Origin of the sequence: Sphingobium sp. LSP13-1-1.1 (assembly GCF_040676415.1) — a bacterium.
GTDB lineage: Bacteria > Pseudomonadota > Alphaproteobacteria > Sphingomonadales > Sphingomonadaceae > Sphingobium.
In genome coordinates this window covers 39,761-56,420 of the sequence record NZ_JBEGHU010000067.1, presented here as the reverse complement: position 1 = coordinate 56,420, position 16,660 = coordinate 39,761, and the positions used below count along the sequence as shown (strand labels likewise).

The following is a 16,660-nucleotide window of genomic DNA, read 5'->3' as shown; positions in this document are numbered from 1 at the left end:
GACAACGCCGCACCAGAGAAACTACGTAAATTCAATGGACTAGTTCCACAAGAGATGTCCATAAGTCGCCCCTTCCTGACGGCTTGACGCGATTAAATCACATATATAGATTTAATCGCAAGCGATCATGGAAAAGCATGATGCTGCACAGGAGGAAAAGGGTCATGAAGGCGTTTTCCGTCAGCCGCATCCAATTGGCGGGCACGCAGAGATTGCGAGCCCCTCCTTCGACCTGACTGCAATCAGGCATCGATGCGCTCCGCTCCAAGCGAGCGCGCCGACAACAGCCAGAAAATCAAAGAAGTTGGTGAGAGGAGTAGGCCAGTGGCGTTTACCCCCTTCTATTCACGCAGGCAAACGCTGCAAATGCTCGCTGCCTTTCCAATGCTTTCATCCTGCGGCAGCGAAGCAGAACCTGCAATTGGTGCAACGTCCGCGCCGAGTGGAGCTTCGAATTCTCCGGCCTTGCCAACGGAACCCGAAATAAACGGGCGACCAAGATATCACATCGCAGCCCCGCCAGGGGGCTGGATCAACGACCCACAGCGTCCTGTACGAATGGGCAATCGCTGGACTATGTGGGCCCTATTCAATCCGACCTATCCCACCGATGGCACCGAATGGCGCCGCTGGACCTCTCCCGATCTCGTCACTTGGCAGGATCAGGGTATCTCGATCCCACGCCACACAACAGCCTATGGAGACATCTGGACAGGCAGTGCCATTGTGGACGCTGCCAACACTGCCGGATTCGGCCCCGGTGCGCTGATAGCGCTCGTCACCATGCCTGCCGACAATGCAGCCGGGCAAAATCAATCCTGCGCACTCTGGTACTCTCTTGACGAGGGCGCCAGCTTCACCTTTCACGGCATCGTACTGCCCAACTTCCCAGGAAACAGGCAATTTCGCGACCCTACGGTTTTCTGGCACGAGACCAGCGGGCGTTGGGTCATGACGCTCTCGGAAGAAGGCAAGATCGGCATCTACACTTCGCCAGATCTGAAGCAGTGGGCCTATTCAAGCGGATTTCTGTCAACGGTCGCCGGTGCCGTGATGGAATGCTCTCATCTCTTCAAGCTACATCTATACAATCCGGACGGCACGACCTCCTCGGACAAATGGGTTTTGCTGGTAGGTGGAGATGGAACAGCCTCCGGATTCACTGGCGGAACCTGCTATTGGGTCGGCGAATTCGATGGCGCGACCTTCACGACCGGCAATCCCGATGAACAATGGCTGGATGGCGGAGCCGATTTTTACGCGGCCGTTATCTGGACTGACCCGCAAGCTGCCGATCCCCTTACCCATGCATATTCGATCGGATGGATGAACAACTGGGCGTATGCCAACCGACTGCTGCCGACTTACGATTACCGAGGTCAACTCAGTATTGTTCGAGAATTACGCCTACGGCTTCTTGACAACGTGCCACGGCTTTTCAGCACCCCTCTCCCAGCGCAGAATGATGTATTCACAGATGCGGTTCATGGCACTGATCAGACGATTGCCGAAGGCAATAATTATATCTGGCCCGCAGATGCGGGCTCTCTCGCCGGCCGCATTGACCTCACCCTCACGCGCATCGGATCGAACTGGCCGTCAGGAGTGTGGCTATCCGTGCGCGGAGGCGGCGGCTATTTCACTCAAATAGGCCTCGAGCTAAGCGATAATAGAACTTTCATCAAACGCGACACCAGCGGCCCCGGCGCCCCCGACAGCGATGCCTGGCGTAAAAATCGAAGCCTGCCGTGCGACTTCTCTGACGGCATTGCGAAGATCAGCCTCTTCATCGACACGGGCTCTGTGGAACTGTTCCTGAATGAAGGTGCAGCCACGTTGTCAGAACTGATCAATGCCCGAATGGTTGACATAGCGCTGGACCTCAGCGCGTCAGGAGGCAGTGTTCGGGTATCACAAGTTTCATTATCGAATTCTGGTTGAATAACAATTTTTTACCGAAAATAAACACTTCCTGACAAAACTCATTTACATCTTTTCCATTGGCCATTTTAACTTCACCCTGGCGGAATCCTACTGTTTGTATCCCACGGCATGATGTAGCTGGGGGCTGAGGTTGTCCCCGTTATTTTCGGATAGGTGGCCCGCAGCATATGGCCCTGCTCATCGAGGCCGGGCAGATGACAGCATCCGGCTACGTGCCACATATCCCGATTTACTGCTTGCATCCGGCGGGGCGTCCACAGCCGCCATTCAGGCTACTTCCGCCAGCGGGTACGACGACGAAAAGCGCTGGCGATATTCCTGGGGCGACAGGCCGGTGATCCGATGGAAGAGCTTACGGAACGCAGCGGCATCCTCATAGCCAACCTCCCACGCAATCTGATCGACGGTGCGCTTCGTGAACTCAAGCTGTTCGCGCGCTTTGCCGATGCGGATGTGCTGAACATATTCGACGGGCGTCTTGCCCGTAGCCGCCTTGAACCGCCGCTGGAAGGTACGCTCCTCCATCCCTGCTTCGGCTGCCAAATCGGCGACCGAGATCGGACCCGCCCCCCTGCCCTGTAACCAATGCTGCACCTTGAGGATTGGTTCGTCGCCATGCGTGAGCCGGGGCGCGAAGCTCGCATAATTCTTCTGTTCGCGCCCCGACGGATCGATCAGGAAGAAGCGCGCGGTCTCCATCATCACCGACGGACCCAGCAACCGCTCGACAATGCGCAAACCCAGTTCAGTCCAAGCCATCAGCCCGCCGGCCGTAATGATGTCACCCTCGTCGACCACCATCCGGTCGGCTTCAAGCCTGACATCGGGAAAGCGCGCCCTGAATTCCTCGGCAAAATACCAGTGCGTGGTCGCGGGACGCCCCGCGAGCAAACCGGTCGCGGCAAGCGCGAAAGCGCCGCCGCAATTCGACGCGAGGATGCTCCCTTGCGCGTGGCGGTCGAGCAGCCAGCGCGCATAGGGGACCGCTTCCTCGGCCTCGAGCAACTTGTGCAGGCTCCCCGGCGCGATGACGACGCCCGGCGAATTACCGCAAGGCTCTTCCGGATGGCTGTCGAAGCAACGAGCGAAGCCCCCCGCGTCCTGCAATCGCCAATGACTGACGCGGATCGGTGTACGACCGTGATCGACCGCAAAACGCCCTGCGACATGGAATAGGTCGGTAATCCCGTGGACCATACCGATCTGGCAGTCTGGATATAGCATCATCCCGACCTCGACCAGCGTGGGCGGCCCATCGGGCACCTTCAACTTCGGCATGACAGTTCTCCGATCGATCACTTGTCGGAATCGGCCCGCATATTGTCGGGTCCGCCAATCCCGCGCAAGCGAAGCTGCGTCTATCTCTCCTTTCAACGGCGGACGATCCGTCTCTCACGAAGCGAAAGGAACCACGACATGACCACCATCGCCACCACCGACGGCACGCACATCTTCTACAAGGATTGGGGCCCGAAGGACGGGCAGCCGATCCTCTTCTCCCACGGCTGGCCGCTCAGCGCCGACGCCTGGGATGCCCAGATGGTGTTCTTCGCGAACCAAGGCTTCCGCACCATCGCCCACGACCGCCGCAGCCACGGCCGTTCGGACCAGGTCTGGGATAACAACACCATGGATCAATACGCCGACGACCTCGCCGAGCTGATCGAGCAGCTCGACCTGAAGGACGTCATCCTCGTCGGTCACTCAACCGGTGGCGGCGAAGTCACCCGCTATATCGGGCGCCACGGCACGGATCGCGTTGCCAAGGTTGCGCTGATAGGCGCAGTTCCCCCGCTGATGCTCAAGACCGAAGCCAATCCGATCGGCCTGCCGATCGAGATATTCGACGGAATCCGCAAGGGCACCTTTGACAACCGCCCGCAATTCTTCAAGGATCTGACGCTTCCCTTCTTCGGCTATAACCGCGAGGGCGCCAACGTCAGCGAAGCGGTGCGCGACGACTTCGTCCGGCAAGGCATGAACGGTGGCCTCAAGGGTCTGCTCGACAGCATCCGCGCCTTTTCGGAAAGCGACTTCAACGAGGATCTCAAGAAATTCGACAAGCCCACCCTCGTCCTCCACGGCGACGATGACCAGATCGTCCCGATCGACGCCTCGGCTCGCTCAACCGTCAAAATCGTCAAGCAGGCGGTGCTGAAGATCTACGAAGGCGCCGACCATGGCCTGACCGTCACTCACCAGGACCGGTTCAACGCCGACCTTCTCGACTTCATCAACAGCTGATAAGGAATAGGCGCGGTCCAAAGGGGACTGCGCCTCCTTCCGCAGGAGACGTCAGATGACCAAGCAGACTTTTCTCATCACCGGCGCATCGGACGGCATCGGCGCCGTCTATGCCGATCGCCTTGCCCGCCGCGGACACAACCTCATCCTCGTCGCGCGCCGGGCCGACAAGCTTGCCGACCTCGCCGCCCGCCTGACCAGCGAGACCGGCGTGTCGGTCGAAACCCTCTCGGCCGACCTCGCAAATGCCGACGACCTGAGCCGCGTCGAAGCGCGCCTCCACAGCGACGAGGCAATCACAGGCCTGATCAACAATGCCGGCATCGCGGGCGAAACGACCTTCGTTGACGCCGACCCCGCCTATCTCACCGGGATGATCAACCTCAACATCCTCGCGGTGACACGCCTCTCGGCTGCGATCGCGCCACGTCTAGCGGAAACGGGATCGGGTGCGATCGTCAACATCACCTCGATCACTGCGCTGATGCCCGACGGCTTCACAGCCGTCTATCCAGCCAGCAAGGCCTATGTCCTCGCCTTCACCGAAGCGTTGCAGGTCGAACTTGGCGCGAAGGGAGTCCGCATCCAGGCGGTACTTCCGGGCATCACCCGCACCGCGATCTGGGACGAGGCGCAGCTTGCCAGCATACCGGCCGAAATGGTGATGGACGTAAACGACATGGTCGACGCCGCGCTTTCAGGCTTCGACAAGGGCGAGGTGATCACCATTCCCGCGCTTCCCGACATGGCCGATTACGAAGCCTATATCGCCGCCCGCTCGACGCTTCGTCCTTACCTTTCGCTGTCGCGCCCTGCGGCGCGCTACCTCTGAAGGAGACATGCCATGATCCTTGGATTGACCATAGCGCAGTTCACCATGCTCCATGTCGCGATCAGCTTCGTCGGCATCGGATCGGGCCTGATCGCCCTGCCCGCTTTCGCACGTGGCCGCGTGCTTCCGCGGGCAACCGGGATATTCCTCTGGACAACCCTGCTCACCAGCCTGACGGGTTTCCTTTTCCCGATCGTCGCTTTCACCCCCGCGCTCGGGGTCGGCATCTTTTCGACCCTAATCCTCGGGGTCGCCTTCTGGGCTTGGTATGTTCGCAAGCTCACAGGCAGCGCCTCATCGATCTACGCAGTCACCGCAACGATTGGCCTCTGGCTCAACCTGTTTGTGTTGGTGGTTCAATCTTTCCTGAAAATACCCGCGCTCAATGCGCTGGCGCCGCATGGAAACGAGCCGCCGTTCGCAGCCGCGCAAGGCGTGTTGCTGATCGCGATGCTCAGCCTTGGCTATCGGGCCTTTAGGGCGAGCCGGCGTCTTCTGACAGTCAAATCCGTCTGACATCCGGCAAGGGCGGCCCACATGGTCGCCCTCGTCGCATCGATGTCGAGAAAGATCTCAGCCTGCATCGCCCATAAGTGATCATTTTCGACAACTGGTTCCCCGCGCATATTCGCCGACGCGCGTTCTGACCGGGCGAATTCACACTCCGGACACGGTCGGTGGTTGAGGTGGTTTGCGGCCGATCTAAGCTCATCCCGTTGCTCTCATGCCGCGATGTCGGCGGTTTCAACTCATGCTCGGTCATCGTTTCGACACCATCGGCATCGCCCCGCTGATCAAGGGTGTTGAGTTCGGTGCCTTGCTTGCCAACAACACCTTCGACAGCAACGAGATCATCGCCGAACTCAACGAACGCGGCGCAAAGATCGTTATCTCGCAACACCCCCGCTGCGCCATTCTCATCGGGCTCGATACAGAGATGTATAAATGGCGGCATCTGATCGAAAAATTCTTCTGTAAACTCAAAGAGTTCGAACGCATCATCATGCGCGCATGCAAAACCGATCAGAGCTTTGAGGCCATGATCTACCTTGCCGCCGCCGTCATCAACTCGCCATGAAGCCCCACAGGCCTTGATATATGCGGCATAGGCAGAGGAGCGCAGATTTCTGCATTCTTGATAGACTATAGGCATCGATTGCCAACTTCGCCTTCTACTCGGGCTGTCGGGTGGCTGGCTCGAAATCTCCGGGTTGAGCGACGGCTTTCAGTTCGTCACGGTCTTCCGGTAGCAAATAACCCTGTTTGACAGCGGCCTCCTTCGCTCCCTCATATTTTCTGAGATATGTATTGTACGACCCGTAAAGACGACGCAGCTTGGCGTGGTCATACGGCACCTTCGTGTCATAGATGATATCGCAGTGAGACTCCTGCTCGGTCCAATAAGTGGCAGAGGGAATGGCGATCCAAGGCGGTCGAACGCCGCCGATCATGTTCTGCGTCGTGGCATCCCGAAGGACGCCCTTCCCTTTCCTGACGACACGCGGCGCCCTGGGCATCGGTTTCCCTTCCCGCACCCACTTGTCCATGTCGTCCAGCAAGGCGGAGACTACCATCTCGGCCGGCTCGTCGTACAGCATCTGGCAGCGCGGCACATCGCCCTTGCCAACATCGGCAGCGACATCTTCGGTATGTTGGGTGCCATGATCCGCCAGTCGCAGATGCGGCATACCCGTCACTTCATAATAGCGCAGCATCGGTTGGTCCGTATCTGGCGGGAGGATGATGCCTTCGATCGCGTCATGCATCAGCTCCGACTGGCTATAGACAGTGACGAAGGGCACATCACTCGGCATCTTGCGAGGCACACGGATGACGTCGCCGCCAACTTCCCCAAAGGCCATGCGACCGGTCATATAGGCGTCAATGAGCGGGCGTCCATCGGGCATGCGCCATTGCTGATGACGCCCTTGGTCGAGATAATCCATCCACACCTGCGCAGTCACCGCCCAGCTGTCCACATAGACACGCTGCACGCGCAGCCCACTCATCGGACCATCGGCGAGGTTGGATTTGAGCAGCAGCGCCAGCCCAGCACCAATACCCTGAGACTGCGGCACAAACGGATCAGGCGCTCCGCCGCGTTTGAAGCGGGCCGGGTCGTAATAGGAGCCCAGCGGCGCATAACGGGCATAATCGAAACGCCGCATGAATTCGAAGTTCACGATCCCCGTATAGCGGTTGGGACGGCCCGTCGCCTCATACTCACCCGGCGGAAATTTGGGGTCCTCCGCTGGCTTGTTGATATTGAGGGTATAGCCCACATAGGCATAGCCTTTGCGCAGCAAATAGGCGCGAGTGAGTATCCAACCCGCGCCCCGTTCTCCAAACCAGCTGAAAGGCTCAATGACGACAGTGCCGTTGAATTTGGCCGGATCTTTCGGCTTCCGCACCAAGATGCGCGTAATATATGGTGCCTGGAACAGCGCCTCGCCCGCCGCCGTGATCGCCGGCGCGGTTCCGGACAGATAATACTCCTCCTCGATATACCCGGCCTTCTCGAGATCGCTATATTCGGTTCCTCTCCGCGTTGCGGACGACAGGGGCGGTTGGCCGGTGGACGGCACCGGCAACGCCGAAGGCATGGATGGGACTTCGGCCTGAGCGGGCGAAACTGCCGCCATCAGGGAGGCAGCCAGATAAATCGGCAGGGCGGCCGAGCGATTGGCCCCCTTTTTGCGCCATAGGCACCGGACGACGGTTGACGTCATGACACTGCCACCATGCTTATGCCCTCTCTGAATGACCATATCGCCCCACATTCTGCCTCATGGGCTCCATGCGATGCCAATCCCGCATCAAATGAAGGCTGGCAGGGTCTTGCCCTACCAGCCCTCCGTCCAGGTGCTACGGGATCCACCTGGACACCTCCACAGCTCAGAATTTCAGACGATATTGCACGCCCAGCTGCCGGGGCCGGCTTACGGCCGCCCTGGGCAAGCGCTGTGCGCTGCCGTCCGCCAGGATCTCCTGACGCTCGAACCCCGAACTGTAGAGGTCGCCAAGGTTCAGGCGCTTGTCGAGCAGGTTCTTGCCGAAAAGCATGATTTCCGAAGAGCCGAAGCGCAGACCGAGATTGGCGTTCACGAAATTGAACGGGTGGCGGGTGAGGAAACCCCCTGCGCTATTCGCGACCTTGACCGAGCTTGTGTAGCTATAATCGCCGCTGACAAACAGGCTCATATTCGCGCCGATCTCATGCTCATAATTTGCCCCGACAGTCGCGGTCCATTCCGGAACCTGCACCAGACGCGTATCGGGCGCCTGATTGATGAGGCCCGGATCGATCAGCTTGCCGTTGGTATATCCAAGGCCAAGCTGGATGGTGAGCGGCAATTCGGCAACCGGCCGGCCCGAAATCTCAAGTTCGCCGCCACGGATCCGTGCCTTGCCGGCGTTGGCAATGAAGGAGAAGGTGCAGGTCGGCAGCGCAACCTGCTGCTGGATGTTGGACCAGTCGATCTGGAAGGCGGCTGCCGAAACGTTCAATCGCCCGAAACGGTTCTTCGCGCCGACCTCGTAACTCCACAAGGTATCGGACTTGTATTCCTGCACGTCATCCTGGGTGCGTCCGATCGCCGCCAGATCCCCTGAGCAGAAATCGGGAAGCCTGCCCTGCGATCCGCCCACCCGGAAGCCCTTGGCGGCCGAAGCATAGATGGTGCCATCCGTGCCGATCTTGTAGGAAGCAACCGCTTTGGGAACAAAGCCCTGCTGCCGGCTGCGTCGCTCCGGCGCGAAGTCGCCGCCCGGCGCGTTGAAAATGCCCTGGCTCAGCACCGCATCGGCCTTTTGCTTGATCCAGTAATGGCGCAAACCCAGGGTCACGGTGAGCCGTGGGACCACCTCATAATAGAGTTCACCGAAGATGGCGCTATTATCTTCATGCGCGGGGTAGCGCTGGTTCGTCACATAGGGCGGATCGAAGCCGGCTGCGCCGAGTTCCGGCACGATAACCGCCGGCTGGTAAAAGCTGGTATATTTATGCTGGTAGAAGACGCCCACCGTTCCGGACAGATGCGGCAATAGCGCGCCTTCGTCGAAGGACAGACGCGTTTCCTGCGTGAAACGGCGGTCGCGCGAGATATTGTCCGTGAAAAGCGCAGGATTGCCGGCATCGACCCCTAGCGAGTTTTCGATGAAGAAGTTGGTACCTTCGGTATTGTCTTCGCGCTCATAGGTCTTGCGGGCAAAATAGCTTGTGGACGATATGACGGAAAAGCCGTCGCCCGCATATTTGAGCGCGAGCGATCCCAGGCCCCAACGGTCTTTGGAGAATTCCTGAACATCCCGGTCGCGATCGAGGGTATAGGTTTGCGGCTGATAGCCTGGCAACGGCGCATAAGCCGCCGGGAAGCCATGCAGATCGCTGCTCTGCCCGATCCCGCTCAGCGTCGCTTCGATCGAATCAGACAGCTTGAAGCGTGCCGAGATCGATCCGGAATAGGTGTCGTTGCGGCCCTGCCCGCCTTTCGTGGTGAAGCCCCCCGCGCCATCGGGAAAACGGCGACTGACGAAACCTGATTCGCGCAAATAGCCAAAGGCCATGTTGAGCGCCACGCGATCGGGAACGAGCACGACGTCCGCCCGCGCATTGCCATCGAAGTCGAAGCCGCCACCCTTCGTTCCACCCCCTTGCGCCTGGACGACATAGCTATTGTCGTTGAGCGATGGCTCGCGGGTAATGAAGCGCAGATTGCCGCCCATGGAACTGGCACCGAACAAAGTGCCCTGCGGTCCCTTCAGCACTTCGATCCGGTCCAGATTGAGGACCTGCGGACTGATCGATGCCGGCACAGGAGTATCGTTGATATAATAGGCGGTCGTGTTGGAACCGGCAACGCCGCGAATAACGGTTTGACGGCCACCTACGAAGCCAACCGACGAAAAATCGGTACCTTGACCATATTGAAAGGTCAGGTTGGGAATTTTCGTCGCATAGTCGGCAAAAGTCTGGATATTCTGCTTCTGCAGATAATCGGATGAATAGGCGGTGATCGATGCGGGAACGTCCGTGAGCGTTTCTTCCTTGCGCCGGGCCGTCACCACAATCGCCTCGGCGTCCGTTTTCGCCCGCTGCGCTTGCGGCTCCTCCTGGGCGTGGAGAACCGCCGGACATATTACCATGGTAGCGGATGCAGACGCCGTCAAGGCTATTGCCTGGCGCACCGCCCAATGTTTCCCCGATGTGGAATTATATTTCATAACAACCCTCCCTGCATGTTGTCGCGGCAGTAAAGATTTGGATTGCGACGGTTCAGACAATCGGCGAAATCGCCAGCGATTGTTCCTGCTGCTCAACATATAGTGGCAAGATTTAATCCCGCTCTGTTCGATAATATTTGATACGGTTATTTCTAATTTTGAATTTTTCCGTAATCCAAAATCAATAGCTTCAATGAGGCAGGATCATTCAACTGCCCGATCCGACAAAGGTGTACCGAACGCCGCTCCACTGTCCAATATGCGCAGACCTTTCCTGCCTCCTTGGAGCCACGCGTCGGACATTCGACATTGCCCGCCTGCTCGCACGCCCGGCAAAACCAGGATCGAGGTACCGCGCATCTATCGATAGACGGACACTATCGATGCTTTTTACTAAGAGTCAACAGAATGTCAATTTTATCTATCATTGTTGCATAAATGATGCGTCTCGCCTTGTTCCTTGGCTGTGCTGCATTTCCGGCGAGCAAGCGCTGGCTGCACGACAGCTCCCGTCGAAACCGCAAGCCAGCGCACGGCCTGGTTGAAGTCTTCAGCAAGGTGGAGTGCGCGATCAGGGAACCCTGGCATCAATCGATGTCGAGGCCGAGCGAACAGCCCGGCAATCAAGACAGTCGTTCACGCAGCTGCCCGCCCGCCATCGCTGACGGGCAGGGTCCCGGTATGGGGGACAAGGCCCGGCCGTCACCAATGTCGCAGTCGGCGATCCTTGGCTCCTGCTATTTCGCCGTCACCAGCGATTGGTGCGCAGCCTTTATCTGAGCGACGGCGGGGGTCCAGAGAACGTCAGCGATTTCGCTGAAATCGCGCCATTGCTTGAGCCAGCTGAAGCCGCCATTTTCGGACGTGAACAAATGACCATATTTGGTACCCGCGACGATCTGGCGATCGTTCCAGGGATTGACGGAAATGGCCCAGAAGCAGGAATTGGGCTGCTGGGGAAGAGGCAGAACCTCCCAGCTTTCTCCAGCGTCGCGGGAAATCAGCAGCTTGCTTGTCGTGCCAGGCGTACCATCGGAAATGCTGAGATACAGCACATTCTCGCTCGCCGATGGCTTGTTGAGGGCGCGAACATAGTAGAGCCCGAAAGCCTCGCTCGCTAGAATCCCGGACCAGCTTTGGCCATCATCGAAGCTGCGGTAGACGGCATTGACGCTCGCCACGACCACGACCTTCCGGCCGTGGTTCGGCAGAACCGTAATATTGTGGATGTCGGAATTGAAATCCCACAACAGACGGTCATCCAGCCGGGTCCAGGTTTCGCCGCCATTGTTGCTGTGAAACAGCCCTCCCTCCTCGAGCCCGAACCACAATTTGTTGCGATCAGTCGAGTCATAGGCGAATGCCAGCAGCCGCGGCCGATTGACGCCGGCACAGAATTCGGGGATTTCGACTGGCGCCCGCAACCAGGTCTGGCCGCCATCCTCGGTGCGCCACAACGCGGCGCGCGACGGTGCCCCGGTACCAACAAAAATCCGATCGGCGTCATTGGGATCGACCGCAACTTTCCAGACCGTTTCCCCGTCAAAGGGCGATGCGACCCGTTCCCACTTTCCACCCGTGTCGGTGCTGATGCATAGCCCGATGTCCGTTCCGGCGTAGATCGTCTCCGGCGACGTCGGACTGACGCTTAATGAGCGGGTGATCGCATCGAATTCGAGCTGTTGGCCCACGCCGAGGCGATTCCAGCTTTTGCCATCATCCGCGCTGCGAATGATCGCTTGCCCGACCGTCGCCACTAATATCGTTCCGTTGCTCATTTTACTACCTTTCAAATGTCTGCGCCGCGGCGACCACTCGGCTGTCCAAATCCTTGGATCACAGCATCCAGATCTTTCGGCTCACCAAGTTATCGATGACGTCGTTGCGACGTTCGATCACTTCGTGTCCGGCTGAAGCTGGAGGGACGCCTTGCCCTCAGCGTCCACCTTGGTCTGGTTATTCTCGCAGACAAACTCCCCGATCTTGTAATCGGTCTTCTTGTACTGGAACGTGAAACTATAGGGCCGACTGAGATAATCCGGATCCTCGATCATGACCTTGTTCTCGAGCAGGGTCGGCGATGACCGCCTCAGCCTTTCGGTAATCTTCATGTTTATACTGTGAGGTACATTGAAGAAGAGGACGTCGGGTCGCACGCGCGAGGTTTCAATCACTAGCGTGTCGCCGTCCCAGCGCGCGACCGAATAGCCATTGTAGGAGGGCTCCGTATCATCGGCCGGCGGCATCTTCTCGCCGATATGCACCCTGCGGGTCTGGGAGAGAAATTCGGCAAGCACGACCAGTCGCTTTGCATCCTGCATGATCTCGATCGGGTAAATCGCACCCATGATCGAGGGCATGCCCTCCGGCAGGCATTTCGTGCTCGAATTGGCGATCGGTGTGCCCGCCACGTCAGCCGCGTGGAGCCTGTTGAGTAACGTCGCGTATTGACCCGCGAATGGCTCCTTCAGGGGAAACGGTCCGCCAGGTGGCGGAGGATGGTCGGGATCAGTCCCGTACCAGTCGTCAGGATAGCGCTGCCAGGTTCCCGAGAAATCCGGCCGGCCATCAGAAGTCCGGGGGCCGTCGCGGTCAGCTTGATCCTTCGATAGTCCGCCACAGGCCGCGGTCAGCAGGACGAGTGACAAAAAGGAAACTTGCCAGATCTTCACAGCCGATCCTCCACCAGGCCGCCACAGCAAATCGCAGAAAGATCGCAACCCGCGCCGCTTTGTATCCGCAACATCGAAGCTCTCCCCAATCCAGACGCATATCCGCCATTTTCAGGACGCGAAGAGGCTGGATCGCCCGGCGACTCCCCGCATCATTCATATTTACCGTTATGGCAACACATCGGCATTATGCAAGACTATTGTTGCGTAATGTAAACCTCAAGCTTATATGGGCGAAGAGGTTCAATCCCTGATGCGGCCCCGGTTGCAGGTTCCAGACGATTTGCAGCAAAGTGGTGCAACATCTTGGGGTTCGAAGAGAAGGATTGACAAATGCGCAGGTTTGTAACGGCTTCCGTGTTTCCGACATTGATGGTTCTGGCTTTCACCGGCTGCTCCGGAAAGACGAGCGACAATGAGGCGGACGCTACCGCCAGTTCCACGCCTGCTGCCAAGCCAGTCCAGATGTCGAGCGAACTCGACAAGTTCATGAACAGACCAATCAACCCGGCCGAGGACGGCGTCGTCAATTTCGATGAGCGCAGCGGCGATGGCGGCGCGAGCACCAGACAGGACGACCAGAACGCCAAATAAGTAGGCGGTTGGTTTCAAAAGGCGCTTTCACATTGCTGGTGGGGAAACAAACATGCGGCATGCCATCTCTTTCGTTGCCCTCGCTGCCTTGGCAGGCCCCCTGGTGGGGCTGGGTGGGTGCTCGGACAAGGCCCCGGTTGAGGCAAGCTCCAATCAGACGACGGCCTCATCCCAAAACGAGGCCGAACCCTTCGATACGTCCTTTACGATCAAGCAATTGATGAACGCGACGGTCGATCCGGCGGCCGACGGCCTTTGGGAATCCGTCGCGACCGTTTCGGACGAGAAGGGCGTGGTGAAGCGCGAGCCGCGCACAGCCGAGGAATGGGATGCCGTGCGACGCCATGCGGTGACACTGATCGAAGCGATGAATCTCGTGATGATGAAGGGGCGGCACGCAGCCCCGGCTGGCATTGTCCGACCGTCGGGCGAACTCAGCACGGCACAGATCGACGGCCTGCTCGCCAGCGATCATGAAACGCTGGTGTCCTTCGCCCAGAATATGCAGAGGACAACGAGGACCGCGCTGGCAGCCATCGACCGGCGGGATCCGGTCGCCCTTTTTGAGGCTGGCAGCGAGATCGACCGTGCATGCGAAGGGTGCCATATGACCTTTTGGTATCCCGATGGCGGCGATCCGCGGCTGCAGCATCTCAAGAAATGAGACGGCCTGTCAGCCCACTCGTGAAGCCTTCGCTCAGCGTGCCTGCCACCTCATCGTCGTCCGAAGGGTATCCGCAGCGTCACCCCATAGGTTGCTGGCGGCGCATAGATTGACGTCGTGCCCAATATGCCAAGATTCAGCGCGTACGCACGGAACGCCTTGTTGAAAACGTTCTTGCCCCATGCGGTCAACGCAATCCCTGTCGCCCGATCCGTATAGGTGAGCGATGCGTTGGTCACGTTATAGGCTTTCTGGAGAGATGACAGGCCATTGGTGACTTCCAGATATTGGTCGTCATACCAGGCACCGTCGATCTGGCCCGCCACATTGCCGCCGCCCAGATCCACATTGTAGCGCAGCAGATAATTCAGGCTGAAACGCGGCGCATTGGGAAATTGCGCACCCACAATCGTTTTCTGGGGAAAATCACAGAGAAAGAAACCGCCCTGGTTCGCACAATATTGCGAGTCCGGCGCTCCCGGGAAGAACTCAGGACCCACCTGCGTACCGGTCGCCGGAATGCTGTCGACATGCGATGTTTGCCATGTCGCGCCGAGAACCGCGTCAAAGCGCCGCGAAGGAGACCAGAAAGCCTCAAGCTCCGCGCCGGTCGAATGGGCATCGCTGTTATAGACGTGCGGTACGCCACCGGCGAGGGAGAAGGCCTGATAGTCATTGTAAATATAGTGAAACAGCGTGCCGTTGAGACGCAGCCTGCGGTCCAGCAGCGATGCTTTGAAACCCGCTTCCAAACTGTTGAGCGTTTCGGGCCGATGCTTGAAATCGAGTGGCTGGATGTTCGACGAAAGCGACCAGTTCCCGCCCTTGATGCCGCGGTTCCACGAGGCATAGACAAGCAGGTCGGGCGTTGCCTGAAAATTAAGCGAGACGCGCGCCGCCCAGCCGTCGAACCTGTCCCGATTGACCCCAGGCACGATCGCGGCCAGCCCCTCGCCGGTGAACAGCGTAACCGGATTGGGATTGATCAAAGGATCGACGAGAATGGCGCTATAATCGATCGACTTGCGATCAGACGAAAAGCGCCCTCCCAGGGTGAGCGTCAATCGCTCGGCAAGTGTCAGATCGCCCTGCGCGAATACCGACCAGTTGCGGGATCTGATGCTATAGGGCTGTTGGACGGTTGGCGTCGCGAACGCGCCGTTGGCCGCTAGGGCGAGGTCAATGACGGGGGCACCCGTGATATTGTGGTAGCCCTGATATTTCATGTCGAGAAAATAGCCGCCGAGCTGCCATTTGAAACGGTCGGCTTCTCCGCTCAGCCGCAATTCCTGAGAGAATTGGTGAAAATCCATGGCTGTGTCGACATTCACGGTGAGAAGCGGCGTGGCATCTCCATCCTCTGCATAGACCTGCTTGAGTTGAAGATAATTCGTGATGGACGTGAGGGTAAGGCCATCGCTCGCCTTCCAGTTGAAGTCCGCCTGATAGTCATTCACATGTCGATCGAGGTTGCCACGACGCTCTCCGAAATGCTCCCAGGGCGAGGCTGGCTGACCTGTCAGACCGTTGATCACGCCCCCCGTTCCATCGCTCAGCCCGGCGGCGTCGGTATGGCAGTAGCCGTTGGCCTCGGCATCGCAATTTTCGAAAACATAACCACCGGTCGCGACGTGATCGTCCTCCGAATGTTTGTACCAAAGGCCAAGCGTCGCTTCCGGCGAGAGATCATATTGGAGATTGACCCGCGCCGCCCATCCATTGCGACCGCCCAGATCTTGGCCGCTGCCCGACAATATGGTCCCGTCGGCAAGGACGGTGTCACGCGACTTTATGTAGCCATGGGCCTTGTCGATCCGTCCTGCGACACGAACCCTCAGTCCGGTCGCCAATGCCCCGCCGATCGCCCCCTCGATTGCCCGGCTCTCGAAACGACCATAGTCCCCCTGGACATAGCCGTTGAAAGCATCCTCGCTCGCGTCGTTGCTGATATAATGGATGAGACCGCCGGTTGCGTTGCGGCCAAAAAGCGTGCCCTGAGGACCGCGCAGCACTTCAATCCGTTTGACGTCGAAAAGTTGCCCTGAAATGGCGTTCATCGAAGCGACATAGGCGTTGTCCTGGTAGACGGCGACCGGCGCTTCGAGATTGTCCGTGAAATTGTTCTGCGAGATGCCGCGCAAGCTGAAGATGGTGAGCTTGGGCGACCAGGCATTGACGTGGAGAGCCGGGATTTGTTGCGTGATCTGCGTGGTGTCGCGAATGTTCAGGCGCGCAATCTGCTCGCCGGAAAATGCGCTGACGGAGAGCGGCACCTTCTGCAGATTCTCGCCGCGCTTGTTAGCGGTGACGACAATATCGCCCATTGCGGCCCCGTCCCTGGCTGCGCCTTGATTGCTTCCTTTCTCGGCAACCTGAGCTTGGCCCGCAGGAGCGGCGAGAATGGCGCAAAGTCCGAAAAACCATGCCAAGGTGCGGTACGACGTAGTGTTAGAGAAGTGCATAAATTTCCCCCTACTGTTCAAGGCC

General features: G+C 58.6%; 13 protein-coding genes. 7 read left to right on the top strand and 6 right to left on the bottom strand.

From position 1 onward, the window contains the following. Positions 1-252 precede the first annotated feature (252 nt). On the top strand, positions 253-1,941 hold the full coding sequence (locus MRBLSP13_RS20240) for a glycoside hydrolase family 32 protein (protein ID WP_363756330.1): 1,689 nt from the start codon (positions 253-255) through the stop codon (positions 1,939-1,941). Between the two features lie 270 nt (positions 1,942-2,211). Here the strand turns inward: MRBLSP13_RS20240 and MRBLSP13_RS20235 are convergent, their stop codons facing one another. Further along, entirely contained in the window at positions 2,212-3,222 is a 1,011-nt protein-coding gene (locus tag MRBLSP13_RS20235; protein WP_363756328.1) for a GlxA family transcriptional regulator, read from the bottom strand. A 138-nt stretch (positions 3,223-3,360) separates the two neighbouring features. Between MRBLSP13_RS20235 and MRBLSP13_RS20230 the strand changes: the two genes are divergently transcribed. From MRBLSP13_RS20230 to MRBLSP13_RS20215, 4 genes are all read left to right on the top strand, one after another. After that, positions 3,361-4,188, top strand: a complete 828-nt coding sequence (locus MRBLSP13_RS20230; RefSeq protein ID WP_363737087.1) for an alpha/beta fold hydrolase — start codon at positions 3,361-3,363, stop codon at positions 4,186-4,188. Between the two features lie 55 nt (positions 4,189-4,243). Beyond that, positions 4,244-5,020 carry an SDR family NAD(P)-dependent oxidoreductase gene (locus tag MRBLSP13_RS20225; protein ID WP_363737088.1) on the top strand — a complete coding sequence of 259 codons (777 nt, stop codon included), beginning with the start codon at positions 4,244-4,246 and terminating at the stop codon, positions 5,018-5,020. A 12-nt stretch (positions 5,021-5,032) separates the two neighbouring features. Then, complete coding sequence (locus MRBLSP13_RS20220) at positions 5,033-5,536, top strand: hypothetical protein (RefSeq protein WP_363737089.1); 504 nt, start codon at positions 5,033-5,035, stop codon at positions 5,534-5,536. A gap of 235 nt (positions 5,537-5,771) precedes the next feature. Next, entirely contained in the window at positions 5,772-6,098 is a 327-nt protein-coding gene (locus MRBLSP13_RS20215) for a transposase (RefSeq protein ID WP_363756326.1), read from the top strand. Between the two features lie 94 nt (positions 6,099-6,192). Here MRBLSP13_RS20215 and MRBLSP13_RS20210 read toward each other — a convergent pair whose 3' ends face one another. From MRBLSP13_RS20210 to MRBLSP13_RS20195, 4 genes are all read right to left on the bottom strand, one after another. Further along, positions 6,193-7,749, bottom strand: coding sequence for an alpha/beta hydrolase domain-containing protein (locus tag MRBLSP13_RS20210; RefSeq protein WP_363756324.1), 1,557 nt, complete (start codon positions 7,747-7,749; stop codon positions 6,193-6,195). Positions 7,750-7,915: 166 nt separating this feature from the next. Further along, complete coding sequence (locus tag MRBLSP13_RS20205; protein WP_363756322.1) at positions 7,916-10,165, bottom strand: TonB-dependent receptor; 2,250 nt, start codon at positions 10,163-10,165, stop codon at positions 7,916-7,918. A gap of 815 nt (positions 10,166-10,980) precedes the next feature. Then, positions 10,981-12,021, bottom strand: coding sequence for a WD40/YVTN/BNR-like repeat-containing protein (locus MRBLSP13_RS20200; RefSeq protein WP_363737093.1), 1,041 nt, complete (start codon positions 12,019-12,021; stop codon positions 10,981-10,983). Between the two features lie 117 nt (positions 12,022-12,138). Further along, positions 12,139-12,654: a hypothetical protein gene (locus MRBLSP13_RS20195; protein WP_363756320.1), complete on the bottom strand. Its 516-nt coding sequence runs from the start codon at positions 12,652-12,654 to the stop codon at positions 12,139-12,141. A gap of 594 nt (positions 12,655-13,248) precedes the next feature. Between MRBLSP13_RS20195 and MRBLSP13_RS20190 the strand changes: the two genes are divergently transcribed. After that, a complete protein-coding gene (locus MRBLSP13_RS20190; RefSeq protein ID WP_363756318.1) occupies positions 13,249-13,509 on the top strand; it encodes a hypothetical protein in 261 nt (86 codons plus the stop codon). 220 nt (positions 13,510-13,729) lie between these two features. Then, a complete protein-coding gene (locus MRBLSP13_RS20185; RefSeq protein ID WP_363737096.1) occupies positions 13,730-14,173 on the top strand; it encodes a hypothetical protein in 444 nt (147 codons plus the stop codon). A gap of 50 nt (positions 14,174-14,223) precedes the next feature. Here the strand turns inward: MRBLSP13_RS20185 and MRBLSP13_RS20180 are convergent, their stop codons facing one another. Next, positions 14,224-16,497, bottom strand: a complete 2,274-nt coding sequence (locus MRBLSP13_RS20180; protein WP_363756316.1) for a TonB-dependent receptor — start codon at positions 16,495-16,497, stop codon at positions 14,224-14,226. Positions 16,498-16,660: the final 163 nt, after the last annotated feature.

Coding starts and splice junctions, on each gene's coding strand:
- MRBLSP13_RS20180 (WP_363756316.1), bottom strand. CDS start 16,497: ATGGGCGATATTGTCGTCACCGCTAACAAGCGCGGCGAGAATCTGCAG.
- MRBLSP13_RS20220 (WP_363737089.1), top strand. CDS start 5,033: ATGATCCTTGGATTGACCATAGCGCAGTTCACCATGCTCCATGTCGCG.
- MRBLSP13_RS20240 (WP_363756330.1), top strand. CDS start 253: ATGCGCTCCGCTCCAAGCGAGCGCGCCGACAACAGCCAGAAAATCAAA.
- MRBLSP13_RS20190 (WP_363756318.1), top strand. CDS start 13,249: ATGCGCAGGTTTGTAACGGCTTCCGTGTTTCCGACATTGATGGTTCTG.
- MRBLSP13_RS20230 (WP_363737087.1), top strand. CDS start 3,361: ATGACCACCATCGCCACCACCGACGGCACGCACATCTTCTACAAGGAT.
- MRBLSP13_RS20225 (WP_363737088.1), top strand. CDS start 4,244: ATGACCAAGCAGACTTTTCTCATCACCGGCGCATCGGACGGCATCGGC.
- MRBLSP13_RS20185 (WP_363737096.1), top strand. CDS start 13,730: ATGAACGCGACGGTCGATCCGGCGGCCGACGGCCTTTGGGAATCCGTC.
- MRBLSP13_RS20200 (WP_363737093.1), bottom strand. CDS start 12,021: ATGAGCAACGGAACGATATTAGTGGCGACGGTCGGGCAAGCGATCATT.
- MRBLSP13_RS20210 (WP_363756324.1), bottom strand. CDS start 7,749: ATGACGTCAACCGTCGTCCGGTGCCTATGGCGCAAAAAGGGGGCCAAT.
- MRBLSP13_RS20235 (WP_363756328.1), bottom strand. CDS start 3,222: ATGCCGAAGTTGAAGGTGCCCGATGGGCCGCCCACGCTGGTCGAGGTC.
- MRBLSP13_RS20215 (WP_363756326.1), top strand. CDS start 5,772: ATGCTCGGTCATCGTTTCGACACCATCGGCATCGCCCCGCTGATCAAG.
- MRBLSP13_RS20205 (WP_363756322.1), bottom strand. CDS start 10,165: ATGGTAATATGTCCGGCGGTTCTCCACGCCCAGGAGGAGCCGCAAGCG.